Genomic DNA, 23,618 nt, shown 5'->3' on the forward strand with positions numbered 1-23,618 from the left:
CCAGGATTATTCGGTTATCAGCCTTAATGCTCGCCGGCTAATCGCCTTTTGGCCCACTCTTGTATAAGAAAAGAGCCCAAAACAATCGCTGTTCTGAGCTCACCACTAAAGATAACCTAAATTTTAAACGGCCTTAGACCTTCTCGGCATCGTCCTTGTGGTCCGCACGACGTTGCTCGCGCTGGGCTAGGTGCGTTTCCAAGTAATCTAACATATCCGCTTCATTTTGAAACACACGGGGATGCTTTTGCTTGTGCAGCCGCAAATCAATCTCGTTAATTCGCTGACGGCCGGTCCACGTGTGACCATAACGAATGATTACCCGATTATTGAGCGAATTTTCTTGACCGAATTTAAAGACGTAGACGCTCTCTGGCGCCATCAATGGCCGAATATACGACTTTTCATAACGATAATTGTGTTGTCGTAAAAACTCTTTCGTTCGACTCAGCATGGTAATCACCTCCTATATCATGACAATCTACTAGGCTGACGCAACGACGCTAGGCCGTTTCGGTTGCCGTACCCATTAAAATGTATCAATAATTGATAATAGTTGATTTCCCCAGAGAATGCAAGCAAAACGTTTACGTTGCCGCGCTTTCACAATTCATGAAAGCACTGGTCTGCGGAAAATAACCATTATGAAACCACTTACATATTGTACCGTACTTTGGCCATTTATGAAACCATCTCATCAGGAGAAATTCGTGATTGGCCAGTTTTTCAGTCTAACAAGACGTGCCCTTGGCCGTCAGCCCCCGGTCGAAGGCTGCCAGGACCGTGGCGCCGTCCGCAATTTGGACCGCGTTGTCCAGCACGTGGGCGTCGTCTTTCAAGGAAATTTGGCCTTGCCCGTAATCCATGGCCACCCCGGTCTCGAGAAAGACCAGGTCGTACGGCGAGGTCCACAGATGCAATCCCGCCGCATTTTCCAGTGGCACCGCATAGTCTGAATCTGGCTGGTCCAAAACGATCAGCGTGAAGTTGGTCCCAATCGTGCACGCCCCGCCCTGCAGGGAGTATTTGCCGCCACCATCATCCGTAATCAACACGAGTTCCTTATCCGCCAGCTGGCGCTGTTTCAAGTGTGCCACCAAGACGTCGCTTAATTTAATCGCTGCCATCTTGTACCCCTTTCTCATTGCCACCATAACTTCGTCATGACGTGAGCGTTCACCCCATTAACTTACCTCTAGTTTAATACAAATGGGAGCAGCTTTCACCTGAAACGCCACTCCGCGTTTTGGTTGCAATTTATAACAAAATCGTTAAGAATAGACTTAAATCTCATTCGAGGAGGCACTTCATTCGTGTTAAAAGAATTTAAAGAATTTATCGCCCGCGGCAACGTCATGGACCTGGCCGTTGGGGTCATCGTCGGGGCTGCTTTCACCGCCATTGTTAATTCGTTGGTCACCAACCTGATCAACCCCTTGCTGGGCATCTTCGTGGGTAGCATCGACTTTTCCAACCTGGTCTTGACGGTCGGCAGCGCACATTTCCGCTACGGCGCGTTCATCAATTCCGTGATTAATTTCTTAATCATCGCCTTCGTGGTCTTCTTGTTGATCAAGCTGATCAACAAGGTCTTGGCCAAGCCGGCCGAGGAACCCAGCGAACCGACGCCTACGCAAGAAGAAAAGTATTTGCAAGAAATCGTTGAATTATTGAAGAAACAGGACAAGTAAAAATTTGAAGGTTGAAAGGTTAATTGCCGTAATAACGGTATTCTGACACCTAAAATTGGTGAAACCAGGCGCCTGCGTCAGCCAGGGTTCCGCCTGCTCTGGGGAACACCTCCAGCCTGAGAAGCGGGCTTCCGGTTCGCTGGCTCCACCCTGGCTGCCTCCGGCAAGGTTGACGGCTATCAGCAATACTGTGTTAATGATAGGCCAGTCGTCACTATAGTTACCACCTGGGGTTAAGGCAACTGTTACTAACACGCACTACCGTAGCTGAGAGTTCGCTAATTATGGGTTCAGCCGCCTAAACAGGCGGTTAACTGGCGAGCATTAACGGTGCTAGGCGGATAATCCCGGACCTGGATGATTTGTCTAGCACCGTTAAGCGGAACCAGCTGCCTGTTGGCGCACGTTTCGGCCATGAGGCCACAATTCTAGCTGATTCTCGTCTGTCAACCCTCAGATAAAAACGACGTTAACGCTGGTTTCCCCACGATTGTGGGTAAGCCAGCGTTTTTTGTCCCAGTGGGCGTACGGCTTAAACTGCCATTTTTTCGTGAACTGACTGAATCTTTCAAAAATTTTAACTTTAAGGGTTGCGACACCGCGGACCTTCTCATAGAATTAGTGATGGACCCACACCATTTAAGGAAACAATCATGATGACTAAAGTGGCAAATCACGGGGAGGAAGATCAACTCATGCTTTTTGCAATTCTATGGCTCGCCTTATGGGGCGGTGCCGCCTACTGGGCCTTCAAGGGGCCCCGACGTCGCCGCCTCTTGGGCAGCGTGTTGGTAGGCTTAGCGTTACTGGGGAGCGTCGGCGGATTGGCCGCCAGCCAACCTACCAACACGGTTAAGACCAAAACGGTGCGCGTCGGCACCCAGCGACTGGCCAAGGCCCGCGCCGAATCGCGTCGCTTGGCAGTCCTGGTCAGCCAGCAGGCCGCCAGTAGCGACCAGCTCGCCGCCCAATCCAGCTCACTAGCAGCTAGCAGCAGTCGACTGGCCAGCAGCCAACACGCTAGCAGTCAGTCCGCTGCCAAGCAAGCCGCTAAGGCAGCGGCGGCCAGTCAACGCCAGGCCAGTCACGCCCAGACCAGCAGTGCCACGCAGGTCAGTCGCACCCAGCACACGGCCAGCAGCCACACCACGGCTAAGGGGGACGTCACGACCGGACGCGCCGGCAAAATCATTGGCAATAAGAACTCTAAAATCTATCACGTTTCCGGTCAGGCCGGCTACCACATGAACAGTAGCAATGCCGTTTACTTCCAGACGGAAGCTCAGGCCAAGGCCGCCGGCTACAGAAAGGCGCTCCGTTAAGATGAAAAAATTACTGATCAGTACCCTTACCTTACTCAGTCTCGGGGTCGTTGGCTTAAGTGGTTGCGCACGCAATGACACCAGTGCGACCGCCAAACAGACCAGCACCAAGGTCGTTTACGACCACCGACCCCAGCAAAAGGCCCGCCGATTAGAACGCCAAAATTCCGCGACGGCTGCCAAATTGGCCAGTGACCAGCAGAGCCTAGCGCATAAACGAGCCAAGCTTAAGCAACGGGCCAAGACGCCTACCGCAAAACAGACCCCGTCTCAGCCTAAGTTGGCTAACCGGACTTACGCGGGCCAACAAGAAATCACCCTGAATCACAACGACCCCGGCTTCTCAGCTAAACAATTGTCTAAGGCCCACGGGGCTTGGCAGACCTATCACGCCCTGGACCGTTTAAATCGCGTCACGGGCGCCGCGGCACTGTTGAACCAGTCCTTAATGCCGACCGCCCAGCGGGAAGCTCTTACCGTCGACCCCACCGGTTGGCACAATAAGCGGACACATCACGGGTGGCTCTACAACCGCAGCCATCTCATCGGTTACCAATTTACCGGCCAAAATAACAATCCGAAAAATTTGATGACCGGGACGCGCACCTTGAACAATCCACTGATGTTACATAACGAAATGGACATCGCCACCTACCTGCACGCCAGCAAGTCCCATTACGTCCGCTACACCGTCACGCCAGTCTTTCGCGGCAACGAACTCGTCGCCCGCGGCGTGCACATGCGGGCACAGTCGTTGGGGTCGAACGCGGTGCATTTCAACGTTTATATTTTTAACGTCGAACCCGGTTACACCATTGACTACGCCACCGGCTACAGTCACGCCAGCTAGACTTGGTCCAATCCTGAAGACGCTAAAAGCTGAGGACACCCTTTGAGGAGGCCTTTCACCATGAAACACCTGCGCCAAGCAGTTGCCATCATTGCCGTCACCTTTACGTTGGGCGGCGTCGTTGAACCACTGACCACCCCCATTCCCACTGCCCAAGCCAAGGCCACGAAGGTTTGGATTGCCCCGAACCACGGTCACCGCTACCACTACAGTAAGACCTGCCGCGGACTGAACCACGCCGGCAAGCTCAAGCACGTGACCAAGAAATGGGCCAAGCACCATCATTACACGTTGTGCGGCTGGGAAAAATAGCCGGTCACTAATCATGAAAAACCGCCTGCGGCCCTGAGGCCACAGGCGGTTTTTCATAGCTAATGCCCCGTCACGTCGTAAAATGAGGCTACCCATTTGGGCTGAAAATGCTATACTATTTAGAGATACGATTTTCTTAAGATAGCACGGGAATTCTAAAAGTTTTAAACGTAACTTATTTTTAGTGAATCTAGAGGTCGACGAAGATGAAAGAACAACAGGAATTTACGGAAACGGATTGGCAACGGGCGCAAACAGCAGTCTTTGATGAATACGATTTATTCACGAAGCAACTACACGTGGAGGGTGTCGACTACACGATTCTGCAGGCCCGCCGCATCGTCATTTATCAGGACTTGGTGGAGGAATGGCGGCACAGCGCTTCGACACTCAAGGTCGACTTGGAAGACAACGTCCAGGCGCTCACAGTTTTCGAAGACCTCGCCACGGATGGCAAGAGCCACCTGCTCGACCGTTGCGCCACCAAGATGGAAAAGTGGCCGGACTACATCCCCTCACCGTTGACCATCTGGTTGGAGCTCGCAGAAGATGCAGAACGCGAATAGGTTGGCGGATAATTAATTAAGCATCTCACGGTCAGCGGTAACGCTGGCTTATTGACATAAAGGACCAGGATGACGATAACAACGCCACCCTGGTCCTTTTCATTAGGCCTGTACCCGGACACCCAAATCAATCAATTCCAAGTCCTCTAATTTATTCAGTCGCAGTGCCACTTCTTGCGGTGACATCGCCAGCTCCCCGGCTGGAATCACGCAGTCGTTGGTCCACGACCAGTTGCAAATATGCTCCAATAATTCAATATCCGTATCGTCCAGGTCATCAATTACTTGCGATAGGTGATCCAAGAAACCAATCGGTCCGTTATGAAACTGAAACGCCAATCCTTTCGTCATTGGGTCCGCCCCCTTCAACAGCACGTGCCAGCAGTTATAAAGATACTAGTAGCGTACCATCTGGCAGCGCTGAGCGCACGCGCTGGGACTTGGCTGGATAGGTCGGTTTCTAAACAAACGGGAGCCCCGCCAAATACACGTGGCACTCACCGACAGCAGGAGCTGATGGTCATCTCGCTTGCCATTTTGTTCAGTATCCTTTGTCGTACAGCCAATTCATGAACCATCACCTGAAACTACACTTCCAATTTTGCACGTAACGCTTCCGTCAAAACCTGAGAGACGTTGATCTTCCGTTCCTTAGCCATCACGTTCAGGTATTCAGGAATTGTCACATTCTTGCGCACCGTCCGGGAGTACTTGAGGCGAAATTCTGCTAAATCCACGGAAATGTAGACCAGGGATTCACCGTCTTTTAGGGCAATATCTTTGGGATTAGACGGCTTGGGATATGCCGTTTGGTCTTCCAGCAAGTTACCAATCAAATCCTCCGCCATGGTTACAGCGTCCAGCGCATCATTGCCCTGGGTAAATCCCCCCGGAAGATCAGGAACCCGCACAAAAATATAATCCCCATCTTGACTAAAAATCGCTGGATAAATGACCCTGTCTTTTTTCATATCATCGGTCTCCTTTTCACGATGGTCTCTCAACGTTGGCTTCCCGTAGAATCGCCCGTTCCAGCCCTTTGCCCAATTCTTTCGCATGAATTGGCACCATCACCGTCACGTTGCTTTGAGGATTGTAGAGCTTCAAATGTGATGAACCGTTTTGCGATTTTTCAACGAACCCATTTCTTTTAGTAGCTTAATCATCTGTCGCGGCTTCATGGGCATACGCCCCACCTCTTTACCTATTGCCGATATTATACACATTAAATACGCATTGCACAAGAAATTGGCTCCGCTGTTAAGTCACTTCATTTTCCGCTCAGTGATTACGGTAAGAAGCGTATCAACAAAATCTCAAGTTATCTCAATCACGCCTTCGGGGAATCGTCATAGTAGCGGCGGCCATGGTCCCGCTTGTCCTCTAAATGGGGCAATACCCAAAAAGCACCACCCACTAGGCATCGAATGACAACCTAACGAATGGTGCAAATGATGCTATATCAGTGTTTATTACTTGGTTTCATCCTCGTCAGTCTTCAAAACGGCCATGAACGCCTCTTGCGGGATATCCACCTTCCCAACAGCCTTCATCCGTTTCTTGCCGACTTTTTGCTTCTCTAACAGCTTCATCCGCCGGGTACGGTCACCCCCGTAGAGTTTGGCGGTCACGTCCTTGCGGTAGGCCTTGATCGTGGTTCTGGCAATGATCTTGGCGCCGATCGCAGCTTGGACAGGGATTTCGAAGTTTTGCCGGGGGATGATGCCCTTCAGCCGTGAGGCAATCTCACGACCCCGTTGAGCGGCGAAGATGCGGTGCGCGATAAAGCTCAGAGCATCGACCTTGTCACCGTTCAAGAGAATATCGATCTTGACCAGGTCGGCTTCTTGGTAGCCACTGCGTTCGTAATCCAGTGATGCGTAACCGCGCGTGCTGGATTTTAATTTGTCAAAGAAGTCAAAGATGATTTCTGACAGCGGCATGTTATAGATGATGTTGACCCGGTAATCATCCAGATATTCCATCGTCAGGAATTGTCCCCGGCGGTGTTGGCACAGTTCCATGACCGCGCCCACGTACTCGTTAGGCGCCATGATGGTCGCCTTCACGATGGGTTCTTCGATCCGTTTGATGGCTGAGGCTTCTGGCATTTCTGCAGGGTTTTCGACCTCTGTCATCCCCCCATCGGTCAAGTACGCGTGGTACGTAACCGATGGCGCCGTAGTGATTAGATCCAGGTTAAATTCCCGTTCCAACCGTTCCTGGATGACATCCATGTGCAACATCCCCAAGAAGCCACAGCGGAACCCAAATCCCAAGGCCTGCGAGGCTTCGGGTTCAAATTCCAACGCCGCATCGTTTAACTTCAACTTTTCCAAGGCTTCGCGCAAATCGTTCAGCTTGGCATTGTCCGTGGGATACAGCCCGGCGTAGACCATGGGACTCATTTCCCGGTAACCCGGCAAGGCCTTTTCGGCGGGGTCTTCCGCATTGGTCACGGTATCCCCGACCCGGGTGTCCGTGATGTCCTTGATGCTGGCCGTGATGTAACCCACGTCACCGGCAATCAGGTAGTCTCGCGAAATTGGCTTGGGTGAGTTGACCCCAACCTCGGTGACTTCGTATTCACTCCCGCTGTTCATCAGACGAATCTTATCGCCCGGTTGAACGGTACCTTCAAACAGCCGCACGCTCAGTACGACCCCACGGTAATCATCGTAAACGGAGTCAAAGACCAAGGCCTTCAACGGCGCATCCAATTGACCGGTTGGGGCGGGCACCTTGTGGACGATCTGTTCCAGCAGTTCGGGAATCCCAATGCCCTGCTTGGCACTGGCTAAGACGGCATCGGACGCATCTAGGCCGATCACGTCTTCAATTTCTTTTTTAACCTTATCCGGGTCCGCGGCGGGCAAGTCAATCTTATTGACGACCGGCACAATCTCTAGGTCATCATCCAACGCCAAATAAACGTTGGCCAGCGTTTGCGCTTCGACCCCTTGTGCCGCATCGACGACCAAGATGGCCCCCTCACAGGCAGCCAGGCTCCGTGAGACCTCATAGGAGAAGTCGACGTGCCCGGGCGTATCGATCAGGTGAAATTCATAGTCGTGGCCGTCCTTGGCGTGATACGTCAATTCAACCGCGTTTAATTTAATGGTAATGCCGCGTTCACGCTCAAGGTCCATGTTATCCAACACTTGATCTTGCATGTCGCGTTTGGAGATCGTATCGGTCAGTTCTAAGATACGGTCCGCAATCGTGGACTTTCCGTGGTCGATGTGGGCCACGATGGAAAAGTTCCGAATGTATTTTTGATGGTTTTTTAATTTCTCAAGATCCATGTTGATTTCCTACTTTCTTAAACGCCATTCTTGACAATTATACCAACCATCTGGGTGAAGCACAAACTAAAAGCAGGCCCCTCCTATGAGAATGCCTGCTTCGTGACGCTATTTCGTTTCTGCTTCGTATTGCGTCAAATCAGTCGGTGATAGGTTCTGCCACTTGGTGGAATAGAATTTATCACTGATGGTGTAATGTGGCTGCTTTTGGTGCTTGCTTAAGAACGGATTGACCCGTTGATCGACGGCCAACCAGCCGCGCCAGCCCAAGTGGATCGTGTCGGTCATGAAGTACGGCACGTTGCCCTTGTTGCTGAGGTCCACAATGTTGTTGAACCCTTGTGACTGTAATTGGTAATGGATCTTGCGGTCAAACTGTTTGAGCATCGTGGCTGATAAGCCCGTGTACTTCTGCCATTTGCCATTGATTGGCGGAATGATGAACAGTACATTGGTATTCAGCCGGGCAAATTGGTCCAGGCACAACTGAAAGTCGGCGAACTCTGGAGATTTCGTGTAGGACAAGTCCTTTTGGAAGTTCTTGAGCTTACCGGTCTTCAGTTCCTTTTGCAATCCTTGATGATAGAACTTATCGCTAATGTGGAATCGGTTATCACTCGTGGCGGCCTTACCTAACCGACCGCCCAGTGCATCCAGTGCCGAGTAGGAATAATGAGTGGGTAACTGCTTGGCTTGCTGGTTCACTCGGTTCAGGTTTTGCGATGGTAAGTCGATGCCGGAGAAGAACTGGTCTTCTTGCGTCAACATGTTCTTGCGCGTCTGCAGATAGAAGCGCTGGAAGTCCGTCAATTTTTCACCCTTGGCCACCCGTTGTAAGGCGGCGTAAATGAAGTGATCGGACTTGGCGACTGGCATCTGTAACAGCCGTTTGGCCGCATACTGGTCGATTGCGTCGTGACGGAAGTGAGTCAACCACTCTGCCGTTTGCAATTGCGAGTAGTAAAAGCCAAACGCATCCTTGCGCGTCCCGTCCTTCACGAACCATTGGGGTGAAATGACGAAGACCGCTTTTTTATTGCGCAGCTCACTTTGAATGTTTTGCATCACAAAGTACTGCGTCAATGATTGCGATCCCCGGGCCCCCAAGAGAAATGGCCGATACGAACGCCGGTACTTTTGCGCCAGCACAGACGGATGCATGGGATCGATTCGCGACCATTCGGAAGACCCAAAGAACGGGACGTACCCGTCCTTGAGCGCTTCTTCTTTCATGTGCTTGCCCCGTAAGACGTTGGGTGATAAGGAGACGGCAGCTTTCCGTTCTCGAGCCGCGCTCACGTGGCTAAAGCCCAGGGTCACCGGCATGGCCAGCACCGCAAAAACCAGAATTGCCGCGAGTATTAACGGACCAAAGATCCGTAGTAAACGCTTTGCCATTGGCTAGGCCAGGCTTTCGACTTTCGCAACGATCTTGTTGGGCGTGTCCCACTCTGACCGCTCAAATTCGGAAACAGGCACGTTGACCCCTAACTGGCTTTGCAGTTGTAATAACAGTTGGACAGACCCCATTGAATCCATCAGGCCGCTGTCGAACAGATTGTCGTCCATAGCGCCGCTAACGTCGCTCCCCGTTAAGTCGTTTAAAATGTCCAATACAGTTTGTTTGATATCCATGATAATTTCCCCCTAAATGAAATTGAAAACCCTATTCTTAATTAGTGAAACCATAATTTATCCAGCAGTCCTGAGAAGATCAGGAAGCTGAAGCAGACCATGTTTGCCGTCAAGAAGATGGCAAACACTTGCGTAAAGCCGTTGTGTGGTACGCTGGCACGGTGCTTTTTCTTGTAGCGCAGCCAAGTGTCATTGATGACCAAGGCGCACCCGTGGAACAAGCCGTACGTGATGTAGTACCACGTGACCCCGTGCCAGAACCCCATGACTAACATGTTGATGATATAAGTGACGTTAGCCGTAGTGGTCGGCTTCTTGAAGATGCGGTGTTTCATGAACCAAAAGACCAACCGCATGTAGATGAAGTCCCGGAACCAAAAGGACAAAGTAATGTGCCAACGATTCCAGAAGTCCTTGATGTTCGGTGAGCGCCACGGTTGCTTGAAGTTCATTGGCGTGGCGATGCCCATGATATAAGACGTCCCCACGGCGAACAACGAGTACCCAGCAAAGTCAAAGAACAAATCGGCGCTGTACGCGTACATGTAGCCCAGTACCGGCCAGGACAGATCCAAGAACCCGCCGCGGGCATGCATCGCCATGAGCTGTAGCTTGGGCATCAGCATCGTGCCAAAGTAGTACGCTAAGATAAACTTGTACAAGAACCCTACAAAGATGTAGCGGATCCCCTTTTGCACCATCCCCAGATAGGTCTCACGGTCCGGCACCGAACGGTAATCAGCTTCAAAACGCCGATAGCGGTCGATAGGCCCGGACGAGATGGTCGGGAAGAACAGCATGAACTGCAGGAAGGTCATGACTTGATAATCCTTCAGCGTGCCATCCCGCGTTTCCATCATGGTCTGAACGGCCCGGAACGTCAGGTAACTGATCCCCAGAAACCCAATCAGCGACGCCTGGCCATTTTCCACGGCCGGAGTCACCTTGACGATGGCTAACGGGGCGATGGCCAAGATCACCATTAGATAAAAGATTGGTCCCGAATTTTGGTGCTTCCGATAAACGGCATACCCCCAGGTCAACGCCACTTCGTACAAAATGTAGATGATCAAGGCCACCCCTTGGGCCCATTTCGGACCACCAAAGGTTAAGACCAGAAAGAAGATTGAGATCAACGTTTCGTACAGGCGTGACCGTTTGCCGTACAGAAGACCAATCATCAGTGGCAGTAACGCCACGCCCAACAAGGCGAAATACGTTGGGTTGCCGTACGGTTCAAATGACAACATTAGTGATTGACCTCGGCAATGATAGACTTGATATCAACCTTGCCGTTGGGGGTCATCGGTAGGCTTTCCTTGTAAACGAATCGCTGTGGAATCATGTAGGACATCATGTCGCCACCCTGTAAATTCTCCTTGATCGCCTTGGTCAAGTCTAATTCACTGGCGAAGTCATGTGTTGCCGGCACAATCCAGGCGATTAACTGACTCACCTTGTGATTGCGGTCATAGCGTGGCACCGCGACCCCGACCTGAATGTGATCTTCTTGTGACAGGTAATGATTGACTTCTTCCAGCTCGATGCGATACCCGTGCAATTTGATCTGAAAATCCGTTCGGCCCCGATACATGATCAGGCCGTTATCCAGTTGCACCCCTAAGTCTCCGGAACGGTAAACGGTCTGGCCCGCCATCTTGATGAAGGCTTTTTTCGTCTTGTCCGGATTGTTCAGGTAGCCCTTGGACATCGACGGCCCACTGATCAGCAGTTCGCCTTCCGTCCCCGCCGGTAGCGGATGTAGGTGCTCGTCCACCACTGTGATGTGCGTGTCATCCTTGACATAGCCGATCGGCAAGCGCGGATAATCTGCCAGCACCCGTTCGGTAATCTCGACTTGCGTGACCGCCACCGTGGTCTCCGTGGGCCCGTAGGTGTTAAAAATGCGCGCTTGTGGGAACCGTTGATGCAGGGTCGCCGCCGTCGCGTGGGTCAATTCTTCCCCACAGAAGAGGAAACGACTCAGGTTCGGATAATGACTCGCGTCAAAGGTCGGTTCCATCAGGCAAATGTCCACGAAGGACGGCGTGGAAACCCAGACGTTCAGCTGTAAGGTCGGTAACGTTGCAAACAGATCCTTGAAGTTATCCGTGACCTGCTTCGGCAAGGCCACCAGCGTGCCCCCACTGGCCAACGTCGGTCCCCAGTCCATCACGGAGAGGTCAAACGAGTATGGCGCCTGAGAGAGCGTCCGGGGTGTCTGTGGTAATTTGAAATCATCGCTCAACATCCAGTTGACGTAGCTCAGGAGGTTGGTGTGCGAAATCTGGACCCCCTTGGGCTTTCCGGTCGTACCGGACGTGAAGATGATGTAATACGTGTCGTCGCCGCTTACCGGATGCGTTACCTGATAATCGACGTGTTGGTCAAAAATCGTGTTCAGTGTCTCGGCGTCAATGACCGGCGTGGCGCCTAGCGTCGTCGGCAGGTCGTTCACTGCAATTGCGGCGGCCGGCTGAGCAATGTCATTGATCGTGGTGAGCCGTTCCACCGGTGAATGCGTGTCGATGGGCACGTACGCGTGGCCACTCTTCACGATCCCTAAGAACGTCGCCATCATGTTAAAGGTTTGGCCGCCATACACCATGATCGGTGCGTGAGCGGGTAAATTCATTTTATCCAAATGCGCTGCTAACGCGTCTGAACGCTGCTTTAAATCCCCGTAAGTGTTCGTGTGCCCCAGATCATCGTAAGCTAACCGTTCCGGGTCTTGGAGCGCCCAGTGATCCATGGCCGTAATCATGTCTCTAATCATACTCTGTCCCCCCAAAGATTGTCTCTCCGACTGATTCATAAGTTCGTTGCCCCCGCAACTAGAACTCGTTGTAAATAAATGTCGAACTATTCAAGCCACTATATCCATATAAATAAACTAATGCCATCAAAATTACAAAGTAGAATAAGGTCCAGCCAATAAACGCGACCACTGGCTGATGCCAAATCGCCAGCCACTTTGCTCTCATGAAATTCACCCCCAAAGTTTGTCGACCGATTCGCCCCCAAAGTCGACGTCCGTACATCCCCTTAACTAAGCCAGCAACTTCCCCGACGAATCGACTCAGCTAAGAGCGGAGTTCGTGGTCCCAACCACGCTCCTTATGTTTTGAGAATATCATTGCCAAATCCGGATTGCAAACAACCTCACTCAACCTTAATTCTTTCTTTTCATTTACCTGGCAAAATGGTCCTTTTGGGTCCAAAAAAGGGTTGCTGAAAACCTTCAGCAACCCTGATATATCAACTATATACACGTTTTTATCACACGATTAATTTTCGTTGAATTTATCGCGCATTTTGTTAAATAAGTTTCCTTTGCCACTGCCAGTAACCGTTTCACCACTGGCTTTCGCAAAGTCTCGTAAGGCATCACGTTGACCCTTGTTCAGGTTCTTGGGCGTCAAGACCTTGACCGTGACATGTTCGTCACCGTTGCCATTCCCACGTAAGCGTGGCGCCCCCTTGCCCTTTAAGCGGAAGGTCGTCCCACTCTGCGTGCCGGCAGGGATCTTCAACTTGACATCCCCGTGGACCGTCTTGACCGTCACGTCGTCACCCAAAGTAGCCTGAATGAAGGACAGGTCTTGATCAAAGTAGATCTCGGTGCCATCGCGGCGGAAGTCACGACTCGGTTCTACTTGGAAGATAATGAACAGATCGCCGTAGCCACCGCCATTTTGGCCAGCTTCACCTTGACCCTGCAACCGCATTTGTTGGCCGTCATCGACCCCAGCTGGGATAGTGACTTCCACTTCATGCCGTTCTTCTTCGTGACCAGAACCGCCACAAGTTGGGCACTTTTCCTTGATCTCTTGACCCGTACCGTGGCAAACCGGGCACGGTTGTTGGCTGCGCATCCGGCCCAAAGGCGTGTTGGTTTCAGTCGTCACGTAACCTGACCCGCCACACTGGTGACAGGTAACTGGTGACGTCCCTGGCTTGGCGCCATTACCGCCACAGGTGTGGCATTGGGCCTCGCGGTTGTACTTGATCTTGGTCTTCTTCCCAAAGATGGCCTCTTCAAACTTCAAGTCCATCTGGTACTGAAGATCCCGACCTGGCCGAGGAGCGTTGGGGTTGCGTTGACCGCCACCGCCACCAAAGAATTGGTTGAAGATGTCGTCGAAGCCACCGCCGCCACCAAAGCCGCCGAAACCGCCCTGTTGACCGCCGCCAAAGCCACCGAAGCCGCCTTGAGCACCGTCTGCGGAACCATACTGGTCATAGTTGGCCCGTTTCTGTTCATCGCCCAACACATCGTAGGCGTCCTGCACGGCCTTGAATTTCTCCGCCGCGTCCGGTGCCTTGTTTAAGTCTGGGTGATACTTCTTTGATAATTTCCGATAGGCCTTTTTGATTTCTGCTTGACTGGCATCTTTTGCGACGCCTAGTACGCCATATAAGTCCGTTTCCGCCATCTTTTTCCTCCCAATCAAACCCGATATTTTTCGCTACTAGTAAGAATAGCATACTCGAAACAAAAAGCCAAAGCCCCAGGGACTCTGACTTCTTGTCTACACTCTCTTAAAGTGAAACGGGGCAATTACTTGTTATCGTCGTCGTGAACTTCGTGGAAGTCCCCATCAACGGTGTCGCCGTCTTTGCCATCGCTCTTAGCGTCGCCGCTAGCTTGGCCAGCAGCACCATCAGCACCGCCCTGAGCTTGTTGCGCTTGTTGGGCTTGTTGATACAACTTGACAGAGAGGTCTTGGATGATCTTGTTCAAGTCATCCTTCTTGCTCTTCATGTCGTCCAGGTTGTTGGCTTCTTGGGCCTTCTTCAGGGCGTCACGTGCATCTTCGGCCTTCTTGATTTCGTCGTCAGAGACCTTCCCCTTAACGTCTTTCAACGTCTTGTCGGTCTGGAAGAGTAATTGGTCGACTTCGTTCTTGGTGTCGACTTCTTCCTTACGCTTCTTGTCGGCAGCTTCGTTTTCCTTAGCTTCCTTCATCATCTTGTCGACTTCTTCATCGGACAGGCCGTCGGAACTCTTGATGGTGATCTTTTGTTCCTTGTTGGTGCCCATGTCCTTAGCAGAAACGTTAACGATACCGTTCTTATCGATATCAAACGTTACTTGGATTTGAGGAACCCCACGAGGTGCGGCTGGAATATCAGCGAGTTGGAAGTTACCCAACGTCTTGTTGTCAGCAGCCATTGGCCGTTCACCTTGTAAGACGTGGATATCAACGGCTGGTTGGTTATCCGCAGCGGTTGAGAAGACTTGCGACTTGCTGGTAGGAATCGTGGTGTTGCGGTCGATCAGCTTGGTGAAGACCCCACCCATGGTTTCGATCCCTAAGGACAATGGCGTCACATCCAGTAAGACAACGTCCTTGACGTCACCGGTGATGACCCCACCTTGAACGGCGGCACCTAAGGCAACGGCTTCATCAGGGTTGATGGAGTGGTTAGGTTCCTTACCAGTCCACTTTTGAACGGCTTCTTGCACGGCTGGAATCCGCGTTGACCCACCGTTTAAGATAACAACGTCAACGTCGCTAGCTTGTAAGTCAGCATCCTTCAACGCATTTTCAACGGGGATCCGGGTCTTTTCAACCAGGTCAGCCGTCAATTCGTTGAACTTCGCCCGCGTCAAGCTCTTTTCCAAGTGCAGTGGGCCATTGTCGCCGGCAGAAATAAATGGCAAGCTGATTTGTGCTTCGGTAACCCCAGAGAGGTCCTTCTTAGCCTTTTCAGCAGCGTCCTTTAACCGTTGAACGGCCATCTTGTCCTTGGACAAGTCAACGCCGTTTTCATCCTTGAATCCGGCAATCAGCCAGTCCATGATCTTTTGGTCAAAGTCATCCCCACCTAAATGGGTATCCCCGTTAGTTGACAGCACGTCGAAGACCCCGTCACCTAAGTCCAGGATGGAGACATCAAAAGTCCCACCACCCAGGTCATAGACCATGACTTTTTCATCTTTGTCTTGCTTGTCCAAGCCATAAGCCAAGGCTGCGGCCGTTGGTTCGTTGATGATCCGTTCAACGTTCAAGCCGGCAATCTTCCCAGCATCCTTAGTAGCTTGCCGTTGGGCATCGTTGAAGTAAGCTGGCACCGTGATGACGGCTTTGTCGACCGTGTCACCAATGTAGTCTTCAGCAAACGACTTCAAGTGTTGCAAGATCATTGCGGAAACTTGTTCTGGCGTGTAATCCTTGCCATCGATGGTTTCCTTGAAGCCAGCTTCACCCATGTGACTCTTGATGGATGAAATCGTGTTTGGGTTGGTGATTGCTTGGCGCTTGGCCACTTCACCGACCTGGGTTTCACCGTCTTTAAACGCAACAACGGATGGTGTCGTCCGGGCACCTTCCTTGTTCGCAATAATCTTTGGCGTACTGCCTTCAAGAACGGCAACGGCTGAGTTGGTCGTCCCTAAGTCAATCCCGATAATCTTGTTACTTGCCATCAAAAATTCCCTCTTTTTTTAGTTTTTTATTTATAAATTTATTGCGCCACGACAACCATGGCAGGCCGGAGAACCCGGTCCTTGAGTTGGTAGCCCTTTTGGAGCACGTTGACCACCGTTTCAGCCGTTTGGCCGTCAGAAACGGGAACCGACTGAACCGCTTGGTGCAAGGTTGGGTCAAACTTCTGACCCAGCGCAGCAATCTCCGTCACGTGATTACGCTTCAACGCGTCTTCCATGTGATCGTAGGTCATCTGCACACCCTTTTTGATCTGCTTACTGGTCTCGTCAGTCGCATCGACCGCTAAGGCCCGCTCCAGGTTATCGATCACGGGGAGCACATCCTTAGCGAGTTGCTGACCATCGTACTTGATGAGCGCGGCCTGTTCTTTTTGGTAACGGGTCTGCATGTTTTGCACTTCCGCTTCGGCACGCAGGTACTTGTCCTCAAAGTCGTCAGCCTTCTTTTGAACGGCAGCTAAAGCCTCTGCCGTGACCGTTGGCTTGGGCTTGTCAGCGGGCTTTGCGTCCGCCGGTGTGGCTTGCTCAGTCTTGTCTGGGTCTTGCTTTGTAGTGGCGGCCTTTGCCGCAGTTTCATCATCAGTGGATGGTTGTTGCTTGTCAGCCACGATAAAAAACCTCCCTTTCTTTACTCGTCGTAGAACCGATAGTAATCTAACAGTTTCTTCGCGAGCTCTTCACGAAACGCACCGACAATTCCCAACATCCGTGAATACGGCATGCGGGTCGGCCCTAAAATGGCGATCATACCCTTACCATGCTGGTTCACGTCGTAGGTGGCGGTGATCAGGCTGAAGTTTCTCAAGGCATCGTTGGTCATTTCATTACCGATTTGCACGGAAATGTTGTCCCGCGGTTGCCCCAAGACGTTGGCGATATCATCGGTCTTGTCGATCAATGAATACAGCGACTTCAGTGAATCAACATCGCTATCCTGCGAGAAGTTCAATAGATTCAAGCGACCACCAACGTAAAACCGCTCTTGGGCGGCTCGCGTCAAAACGTCGCCGAAAATATCCAGAAAACCTTCCGGACTCTGCAGGTAGTTGGCAATCTTCATCGGAATGTCCGCCTGCAGCTTTTGAACCACTTCTGGTAGCGTCAACCCGACCAACTGATCATTGATCAGCCGAACGACGGCCTCTAATTGATCGCCGGTAACGGACTCACTCACGTCAAAGGTCTGGTTCTCCACATCACCACTATCGGTGACGAGGATGGCCATCACTTGCCGCTTACCGAGTGGGACCAACCGGAACCCACTGAGCCGACTATCCTTTAATTCCGGCTTCAACGTAAACGCGGTGTAACTCGTCAGGTTAGACAAAATCGTGGCCGATTGCGAAATAATTTCGTCAATCTTGTGGAAATCGCCGCCTAACGAGGATTGAATCACGTCAATATCATTGGGTCGTAGCGGATCGGGTTTTACCAAATGGTCAACGTAATACCGGTACCCTTCAACCGAAGGAATCCGACCGGAAGAGGAATGGGTCTTTTTGATCAGGCCCTGTTCTTCCAACGCCGCCATTTCATTACGAATTGTCGCTGAGCTTACGTGGATGGGTAACTGCTTGGCTAATGCCTTAGACCCCACCGGCACACCAGTGTTGGTAAAGTCGCGGACAACGGCTCGCAGAATCATCATTTGTCTTTCTGAAAGCATCACAATCACCCCTTTTTTAGCACTCAAACAACACAAGTGCTAAGTCACATATATAATGTAGCAAAACCGGGTTTTGAAGTCAAGAAATCTGGTAGAATTTTTAGCAATCGTTGGCATTAAGTGCTAATTTTTTAGAATTCGCTTAGAATACAGCGTTTTCAGTGGCGCTTGTGGCAACTGACCGCCTTATCGGGTGCGAGGAATTACCACTTCATCAGTGCTCCCTGCTCGATACTCTCTACCGATTAATCATCACTCATCGGCATTTGTCAGCGTGGTTGCTTCGAAGCCCGCAAAAAGGACTTAGTCGCCCCGTAACGAGTTGGCTAAGTCCTTTAACTAATTTATGACTGAAGGTTGAACCTGAAATTAACACACTGATTGCCATAATGACAGTGTTCTGACACCTAAAATCGGCGGAACCAGTTGCCTGTTGGCGCACGTTTCGGCTACGAGGCCGCTTTGAGACGTGTTCTTTGGCTCAAAGCGAGGCGGCGAGACCGCCCTTTGGCTCGACCCGTCCCCCCAGCGTTCCAACCCCTATTTGGCGAACGGTAGGCGGCCAGCTCACATTGTGAGGCTGAAATCGCCTATTTTTGATGCTATGGGTTGCACAATCACAATAGTTTCAATTGATAACCTTCAGTTTACGATTCACGCGTGGCGACCTGTTGGAAATAGGCCCGCGTATCCGCTTCGTCTTGTTTTAACTGGGCGACTAGGCCGTTGGCGTCGGCGAATTTGACCTCACCGCGTAACCGGTGGTGCCACTCGACTTCGACCGGCTCGCCGTACAGGTTGCCCTGGAAGTCCAGGAGGTTCATTTCGACCGTGATGGGCCGGTCATTCCCAAAGGTCACGTTGCGGCCCACAGAGACCATCCCAGGGTACCAGATGGCCCCAACCTTCAACCGGGCCGTGTAAATGCCAATACCTGGGATCCATTCGTCTTGCGGCGCCATCACGTTGGCCGTGGGGTAGCCGATAGTCCGCCCCCGGGCCTCGCCGTGCACCACCAGGCCGGTCGAGCGATACGTGTACCCCAGCAATTGATTCACCAGGTCCACGTCCCCGGCGCGCATGGCTGTCCGAATCCGCGTGGAGCTGACCTTTTCGTCGCCACTGGCTTCTTCGGGCACCGTGACCACGTCAAAGCGCCCCTGGGCGTACTCAGGGAGGTGTGCCATGTTGGCCACGTCCTTCTTGCCATAGGTGTGGTCAAATCCGGCCACAGCCGCCACCGTGTGGAACGCCACCAAGTAATGGTCGACGAATTCCTGCGGCGTCTGGGCCGCAAACTCACCGGTGTAGTTGACCAAAAAGACCCGGTCGACCCCCAACCGATCCAGCTGTTGGAGCTTACGGTTGATGGGACTCAAATACTTTTGGTCATCCGCTTGTAGTGGCCGATAGACCAACGCGGGATGGTGATCATAGGTCAAGACCGCCAATTTAACGCCCTTGGCTTGCGCGAGCGCCTTGGCGCGGTTGATCACGGCTTGGTGCCCGCGATGAACGCCATCGAAAAAGCCCATGGCCAAGACCACTGGCTCATCGGGAATTTGCCGTGCATCTAACGGGTGGTGTATGTGAATAACTTCCATTGGAAATTCCTCTTCTCAAAACTTAGTTCACCGCAAACATTTTTAGCGGCTTATATTGTTGCTTTTCTTCGGACCACTGGTACAGGCACTTGGTCGCTCCCTGATAGGTCAAGGCGACTTCCGGGGCCGTGGCCCCATCGAGCTCGGCGGCCGTCAAGAAGACGCCATTTTTAACCAGCTGCCAAACGCGGTCGCTCAACGCCACGTGTGGATACGCCGTTAGGGCATAATCGATGGGCCGCAAAATGGTCGTCAGGTCCTCGGCGGCCATGGCGGCTGCGACCTGATCCAACGTCACCGCTTGGTCCAGTGTGAACCCGCCGCTTTGTTGGCGGGTCAATGACGCCATGACGGCCGGCACACCCAATAGCCGACCCAAATCGACCGCTAACGTCCGCACGTAAGTCCCCTTCGAGCAGCCCACTTCAAAGGCCACCGTTTGGGTCCCGGCCTCGGCGTCAAAGGTCCCGGCATCTTGCAAGGTAAAGTGATCGACCGTCACCGTTCTGGTCGGACGTTCCACTGTTTCCCCGGCGCGGGCGTACTCGTACAGCTTACGCCCCCGCACCTTGACAGCGGAATACATCGGCGGTGTCTGTTGAATGGTCCCGGTCAATTGAGCCGTCCCCGCCGTCAGTTCCGCCAACGTAAAGGGCCGTGTCAACGCCTGCCGTTCCACAACGTCACCGTCTAGGTCCTCCGTGGTCGTCGCCAGTCCCAGGGTCACGGTACCGCGATACACCTTGCCAGAAGCCATGAGGTACGGCACGACCTTGGTCGCCGAGCCAATGCAAATGGGCAATACGCCATCGACACTGGGGTCGAGCGTCCCACTGTGGCCGACCTTTTTGGTGTGCAGAATGTGGCGCAGTTTGGCCACGCAATCAAAGCTGGTGAGGCCGCGTTCTTTGTATAAAGGGATAATCCCGTCCATTCCGGTTCCTCCGTTCTTACTTGTGAACTCGTTTCTTTTTAGGTCAATTGCATAGTTAAACCAGTGCCTGCGGCTGCCAGAGATTCCGCTTGCTATGGGGGACACCTCTGGCCTCCTCCGGCGGGATTGAGCACAACCAAACATAGCCGCAGAATTAACGTCATCACATAATCGGTTAACCGCAGTAGTGGATTTGACCACTACTGGAACCGACAGTGCGGCCAGGAGCCTCTACCATGCTGCAGGTAAAACCTAGAGACCGCAGGCAACAGGCGGACACAATTGGCCGGGCAGCTAGCCCTTGCTTCGGTAACCGTATAACGCAGCTGTCATCGCACAGAATAGCCTATATTTTACCACAGACTAACGGGATGTGACTAATCTTGCCGACAAGCTGACCCAAAAAAGGTGCTGGCCATCGCTGACCAACACCTCGCCTACCCCGATTACTCGCGGTGGTGTAATTCATTTAACAGTTCATCGATGTGGCTACCGTAGCGCACTGAGGAATCTTGTTCAAACGTCAATTCTGGCGTCTTGTAGATGCTCAGGCGAGAACCCAGTTCGGAACGGATCAGGCCTGTCGCCTTGTCCAATCCTTGTTGGGTCTTTTCTGCGGATGACGCCTTATCGGATAAGATACTGTAGTAAATCGTTGCCTGTTGTAAGTCACCGGTAACTTCTACCCCAGTAACGGTCACGCCCTCGACCCGTGGATCGCGGACCCGTTTGAGGAGAATATCCGTAACTTCCCGTTGGATTTCTTGTTCCAACCGGCCAACTCGATATTGTGCCATGACAGTTGCCTCCGATTATTTATTTAACGGGAACTTCCTTCATCACGTAGGCTTCGATCACGTCGCCTACCTTGATGTCGTTATAGTTCTCGATAGTTAACCCTAATTCATAACCCATCTTAACTTGCTTGACGTCGTCCTTGAAACGCTTCAAGCTACCTAACTTACCTTCGTAAATGACCACGCCGTCACGAATTAAGCGCACGTCGCTGTCAGCGGTCACGTAGCCTTCGGTAACCATCCCACCGACGATCGTCCCGACCTTAGAAGCATGGAAGATATCCTTCACTTCGATTTGGCCAATGATTTGTTCTTCGTAGGTCGGTTCCAGCATCCCCTTCATCGCCGTTTCGATTTCATCGATGGCGTTGTAGATGACGTTGTGCAGCCGAATGTCGACCTTGTCGCTGTCGGCTTGGGCCCGTGCTTGTGGCGTTGGCCGCACGTTGAACCCGATGATGATGGCATCTGAAGCTTCCGCTAAGGTGACATCACTTTCGTTAATGGCCCCTACGGCAGAGTGAATGATGTTGACCCGGACACCGGAAACATCGATCTTCTTCAGACTTCCAGCTAAGGCTTCAACGGAACCTTGAACGTCAGCCTTGATGATGACGTCAACTTCCTTCATTTCGCCTTCCTTAAGGGAATCAAACAGGTTGTCCAACGTGACGTGGCTGGTGTTGCGGCGTTCCTTGACCAAGGCTTCCTTGGCCCGTTCTTCACCGGCAGCCCGCGCCGTCTTTTCATCATTGAAGACCACGAACCGGTCCCCAGCTTCTGGCACGTCGTTTAACCCCGTGATCTCAACAGGCGTTGATGGCACGGCGTCCTTGATGCGCCGACCACGTTCGTTGACCATCGTCCGGACCCGTCCAAAGGTGTTGCCGACAACGATTGGATCACCGACGTGTAAGGTCCCTTGTTGAACCAACAGCGTGGCAACGGAACCCTTTCCTTGATCCAAACGGGCTTCGATGACACTCCCGGCACCGTTTTGTTCAGGGTTGGCCTTTAATTCCAGCACTTCGGCTTGTAACAAGATCATGTCGAGCAATTCGTCGATGTTCTTGCCAAACTTCGCGGAGATTTCAACGAAGATGGTGTCGCCACCCCAGTCTTCAGGAATCAATTCGTATTCCGTCAACTGTTCCATCACGTGGTTCGGGTTAGCACCCGGCTTATCGATCTTGTTGACCGCCACGATGATTGGCGTACCAGCGGCCTTGGCATGGTGAATGGCTTCGATGGTCTGTGGCATGACCCCATCGTCGGCCGCAACCACCAGCACGGTGATGTCGGTGATTTCCGCACCACGCGCCCGCATTTCGGTAAAGGCCGCGTGTCCTGGGGTATCCAAGAAGGTGATCAGCTTGTCATTGTAGTGGACTTGGTAAGCCCCAATGGCTTGCGTGATCCCCCCGGCTTCACCCTCGGTAATGTGTGAATGCCGCAAGTGGTCCAGCAAGGTCGTCTTCCCGTGGTCAACGTGCCCCATGATCGTGACGACGGGAGCCCGTGAAACTTGGTGATCCTTGTTGGCCATTTCCGCGTCGAAGGCCTTATCGATATCGGAAACGTCGACTTCAACCTTTTCCTTGGCTTGGATGCCGTAGTCGTCGGCCAGAATTTCAATCGTATCCTTATCCAGGGATTGGTTTTGGTTGACCATGACGCCCAACATGAAGAGCTTCTTCACGATTTCAGCTGAAGAACGGTGTAAGATCTTGGCCAGGTCTTGGGCGTTCATACCATCACTATAGACTAAGACTTCTGGTAAAGCCTTGTTCTTCCGTTCTGGCGCACCCTTGTGCTGGTTCGTGTCTTTAATCCGTTGATTCTTCTTGTAACGATTATTATTGTTGTTATTACGGCGGCGGTTATTGCGGTTGTTCCGGTTATTCCGGCCCCCACGACTGTTGCCATTGTTGCTACCACGCCGGCCGTTACTATTGTTTGTATTATTATTCAAGCTTCCACCAAATCTGCCGGTGCCGGAATTGTGTTGTTCACGATGACTTCCAGCCTGGCTGTTATTTTTATTGTTGTTACGGTGATTCTGATTACTGCCCCCATTACCATTGTTATGGTTCCGGTTACCATTGGCAGTTTGCTGCTGCCGATGGCTATCATTTCTAGCATGGTTCTGCTGCTGATTGCGACCGGCAGTGGTCTGTGACTGACCCGTCTCCCGCTTGTGCGTGGTGGCGTGGTCCGTTTGGTTACCGGTTCGAGCCGGCCGAGCCGCTTGCACCTTTTCGGGGTGCGACTGGGTCTTCCCGTGGGACTGAAAAGCAGCCCGTAACTGACGTTCTTCGTTCTCGCCGAGCGTTGACATGTGGTTTTTCACCGGAAAGCCCTTTTCAGCGGCCTTGTCGATGATCTGTTTACTGGAGACGTTAATTTCTTTGGCGAGTTCATAGATTCGCTTCTTCCCCATATCTTCACACTCCTTCATATTCTACCGATCACGAGAACGTCA

The 23,618-nt window shown here is 52.1% G+C and carries 24 protein-coding genes; 5 read left to right on the forward strand and 19 right to left on the reverse strand.

Annotated features, from left to right (window positions below; genetic code table 11):
* Positions 1-133 precede the first annotated feature (133 nt).
* Together EGT51_RS07195 and EGT51_RS07200 are read right to left on the reverse strand one after the other, a co-directional pair.
* Positions 134-454 carry a hypothetical protein gene (locus EGT51_RS07195; protein WP_125575875.1) on the reverse strand — a complete coding sequence of 107 codons (321 nt, stop codon included), beginning with the start codon at positions 452-454 and terminating at the stop codon, positions 134-136.
* Between the two features lie 277 nt (positions 455-731).
* Complete coding sequence (locus EGT51_RS07200; RefSeq protein WP_135368053.1) at positions 732-1,127, reverse strand: iron-sulfur cluster biosynthesis family protein; 396 nt, start codon at positions 1,125-1,127, stop codon at positions 732-734.
* A gap of 186 nt (positions 1,128-1,313) precedes the next feature.
* Between EGT51_RS07200 and mscL the strand changes: the two genes are divergently transcribed.
* The 5 genes from mscL to EGT51_RS07225 all read left to right on the forward strand — a co-directional run bounded on the left by mscL (position 1,314) and on the right by EGT51_RS07225 (position 4,741).
* On the forward strand, positions 1,314-1,691 hold the full coding sequence (gene mscL / locus EGT51_RS07205) for a large-conductance mechanosensitive channel protein MscL (protein WP_135368054.1): 378 nt from the start codon (positions 1,314-1,316) through the stop codon (positions 1,689-1,691).
* A gap of 695 nt (positions 1,692-2,386) precedes the next feature.
* Positions 2,387-3,013, forward strand: a complete 627-nt coding sequence (locus EGT51_RS07210; protein ID WP_135368055.1) for a sunset domain-containing protein — start codon at positions 2,387-2,389, stop codon at positions 3,011-3,013.
* 1 nt (position 3,014) lies between these two features.
* Entirely contained in the window at positions 3,015-3,863 is an 849-nt protein-coding gene (locus EGT51_RS07215) for a DNA/RNA non-specific endonuclease (RefSeq protein ID WP_135368056.1), read from the forward strand.
* Positions 3,864-3,923: 60 nt separating this feature from the next.
* Positions 3,924-4,175: a hypothetical protein gene (locus EGT51_RS07220; protein ID WP_135368057.1), complete on the forward strand. Its 252-nt coding sequence runs from the start codon at positions 3,924-3,926 to the stop codon at positions 4,173-4,175.
* A 206-nt stretch (positions 4,176-4,381) separates the two neighbouring features.
* Positions 4,382-4,741: a hypothetical protein gene (locus EGT51_RS07225; protein ID WP_135368058.1), complete on the forward strand. Its 360-nt coding sequence runs from the start codon at positions 4,382-4,384 to the stop codon at positions 4,739-4,741.
* 102 nt (positions 4,742-4,843) lie between these two features.
* Here the strand turns inward: EGT51_RS07225 and EGT51_RS07230 are convergent, their stop codons facing one another.
* The 17 genes from EGT51_RS07230 to infB form a co-directional block, all read right to left on the reverse strand.
* Positions 4,844-5,092: an AsnC family protein gene (locus EGT51_RS07230; protein ID WP_135368059.1), complete on the reverse strand. Its 249-nt coding sequence runs from the start codon at positions 5,090-5,092 to the stop codon at positions 4,844-4,846.
* Between the two features lie 236 nt (positions 5,093-5,328).
* Positions 5,329-5,712, reverse strand: a complete 384-nt coding sequence (locus EGT51_RS07235; RefSeq protein ID WP_135368060.1) for a type II toxin-antitoxin system HicB family antitoxin — start codon at positions 5,710-5,712, stop codon at positions 5,329-5,331.
* A 16-nt stretch (positions 5,713-5,728) separates the two neighbouring features.
* Positions 5,729-5,848: a type II toxin-antitoxin system HicA family toxin gene (locus tag EGT51_RS13065; protein WP_225428697.1), complete on the reverse strand. Its 120-nt coding sequence runs from the start codon at positions 5,846-5,848 to the stop codon at positions 5,729-5,731.
* Between the two features lie 365 nt (positions 5,849-6,213).
* A complete protein-coding gene (lepA, locus tag EGT51_RS07245; protein ID WP_135368061.1) occupies positions 6,214-8,046 on the reverse strand; it encodes a translation elongation factor 4 in 1,833 nt (610 codons plus the stop codon).
* 108 nt (positions 8,047-8,154) lie between these two features.
* Complete coding sequence (dltD, locus tag EGT51_RS07250; protein WP_135368062.1) at positions 8,155-9,444, reverse strand: D-alanyl-lipoteichoic acid biosynthesis protein DltD; 1,290 nt, start codon at positions 9,442-9,444, stop codon at positions 8,155-8,157.
* Positions 9,445-9,447: 3 nt separating this feature from the next.
* The gene (gene dltC / locus EGT51_RS07255) at positions 9,448-9,681 is read right to left on the reverse strand and encodes a D-alanine--poly(phosphoribitol) ligase subunit DltC (RefSeq protein ID WP_135368063.1); all 234 of its coding nucleotides are present in this window, start codon (positions 9,679-9,681) and stop codon (positions 9,448-9,450) included.
* 41 nt (positions 9,682-9,722) lie between these two features.
* Positions 9,723-10,931 carry a D-alanyl-lipoteichoic acid biosynthesis protein DltB gene (gene dltB / locus EGT51_RS07260; RefSeq protein ID WP_135368064.1) on the reverse strand — a complete coding sequence of 403 codons (1,209 nt, stop codon included), beginning with the start codon at positions 10,929-10,931 and terminating at the stop codon, positions 9,723-9,725.
* Complete coding sequence (dltA, locus tag EGT51_RS07265) at positions 10,931-12,457, reverse strand: D-alanine--poly(phosphoribitol) ligase subunit DltA (RefSeq protein WP_135368065.1); 1,527 nt, start codon at positions 12,455-12,457, stop codon at positions 10,931-10,933. The genes dltB and dltA overlap by 1 nt, the downstream gene beginning before the upstream one ends.
* A gap of 58 nt (positions 12,458-12,515) precedes the next feature.
* The gene (locus EGT51_RS07270; RefSeq protein ID WP_125575889.1) at positions 12,516-12,665 is read right to left on the reverse strand and encodes a teichoic acid D-Ala incorporation-associated protein DltX; all 150 of its coding nucleotides are present in this window, start codon (positions 12,663-12,665) and stop codon (positions 12,516-12,518) included.
* A gap of 303 nt (positions 12,666-12,968) precedes the next feature.
* Complete coding sequence (dnaJ, locus tag EGT51_RS07275; RefSeq protein ID WP_135368066.1) at positions 12,969-14,117, reverse strand: molecular chaperone DnaJ; 1,149 nt, start codon at positions 14,115-14,117, stop codon at positions 12,969-12,971.
* 125 nt (positions 14,118-14,242) lie between these two features.
* Positions 14,243-16,114, reverse strand: coding sequence for a molecular chaperone DnaK (dnaK, locus tag EGT51_RS07280; protein ID WP_135368067.1), 1,872 nt, complete (start codon positions 16,112-16,114; stop codon positions 14,243-14,245).
* Positions 16,115-16,152: 38 nt separating this feature from the next.
* On the reverse strand, positions 16,153-16,743 hold the full coding sequence (grpE, locus tag EGT51_RS07285; protein ID WP_135368068.1) for a nucleotide exchange factor GrpE: 591 nt from the start codon (positions 16,741-16,743) through the stop codon (positions 16,153-16,155).
* 20 nt (positions 16,744-16,763) lie between these two features.
* Positions 16,764-17,801, reverse strand: a complete 1,038-nt coding sequence (hrcA, locus tag EGT51_RS07290) for a heat-inducible transcriptional repressor HrcA (RefSeq protein WP_125575893.1) — start codon at positions 17,799-17,801, stop codon at positions 16,764-16,766.
* Positions 17,802-18,448: 647 nt separating this feature from the next.
* Complete coding sequence (gene ribF, locus EGT51_RS07295) at positions 18,449-19,405, reverse strand: riboflavin biosynthesis protein RibF (protein ID WP_135368069.1); 957 nt, start codon at positions 19,403-19,405, stop codon at positions 18,449-18,451.
* 22 nt (positions 19,406-19,427) lie between these two features.
* Complete coding sequence (gene truB / locus EGT51_RS07300) at positions 19,428-20,339, reverse strand: tRNA pseudouridine(55) synthase TruB (protein WP_135368070.1); 912 nt, start codon at positions 20,337-20,339, stop codon at positions 19,428-19,430.
* Positions 20,340-20,785: 446 nt separating this feature from the next.
* On the reverse strand, positions 20,786-21,136 hold the full coding sequence (gene rbfA, locus EGT51_RS07305; RefSeq protein ID WP_125575896.1) for a 30S ribosome-binding factor RbfA: 351 nt from the start codon (positions 21,134-21,136) through the stop codon (positions 20,786-20,788).
* A 19-nt stretch (positions 21,137-21,155) separates the two neighbouring features.
* On the reverse strand, positions 21,156-23,576 hold the full coding sequence (infB, locus tag EGT51_RS07310) for a translation initiation factor IF-2 (RefSeq protein ID WP_135368071.1): 2,421 nt from the start codon (positions 23,574-23,576) through the stop codon (positions 21,156-21,158).
* Positions 23,577-23,618 lie beyond the last annotated feature (42 nt).

The organism is Levilactobacillus suantsaiihabitans, from assembly GCF_004745505.1.
Taxonomy (GTDB): Bacteria; Bacillota; Bacilli; order Lactobacillales; family Lactobacillaceae; genus Levilactobacillus; species Levilactobacillus suantsaiihabitans.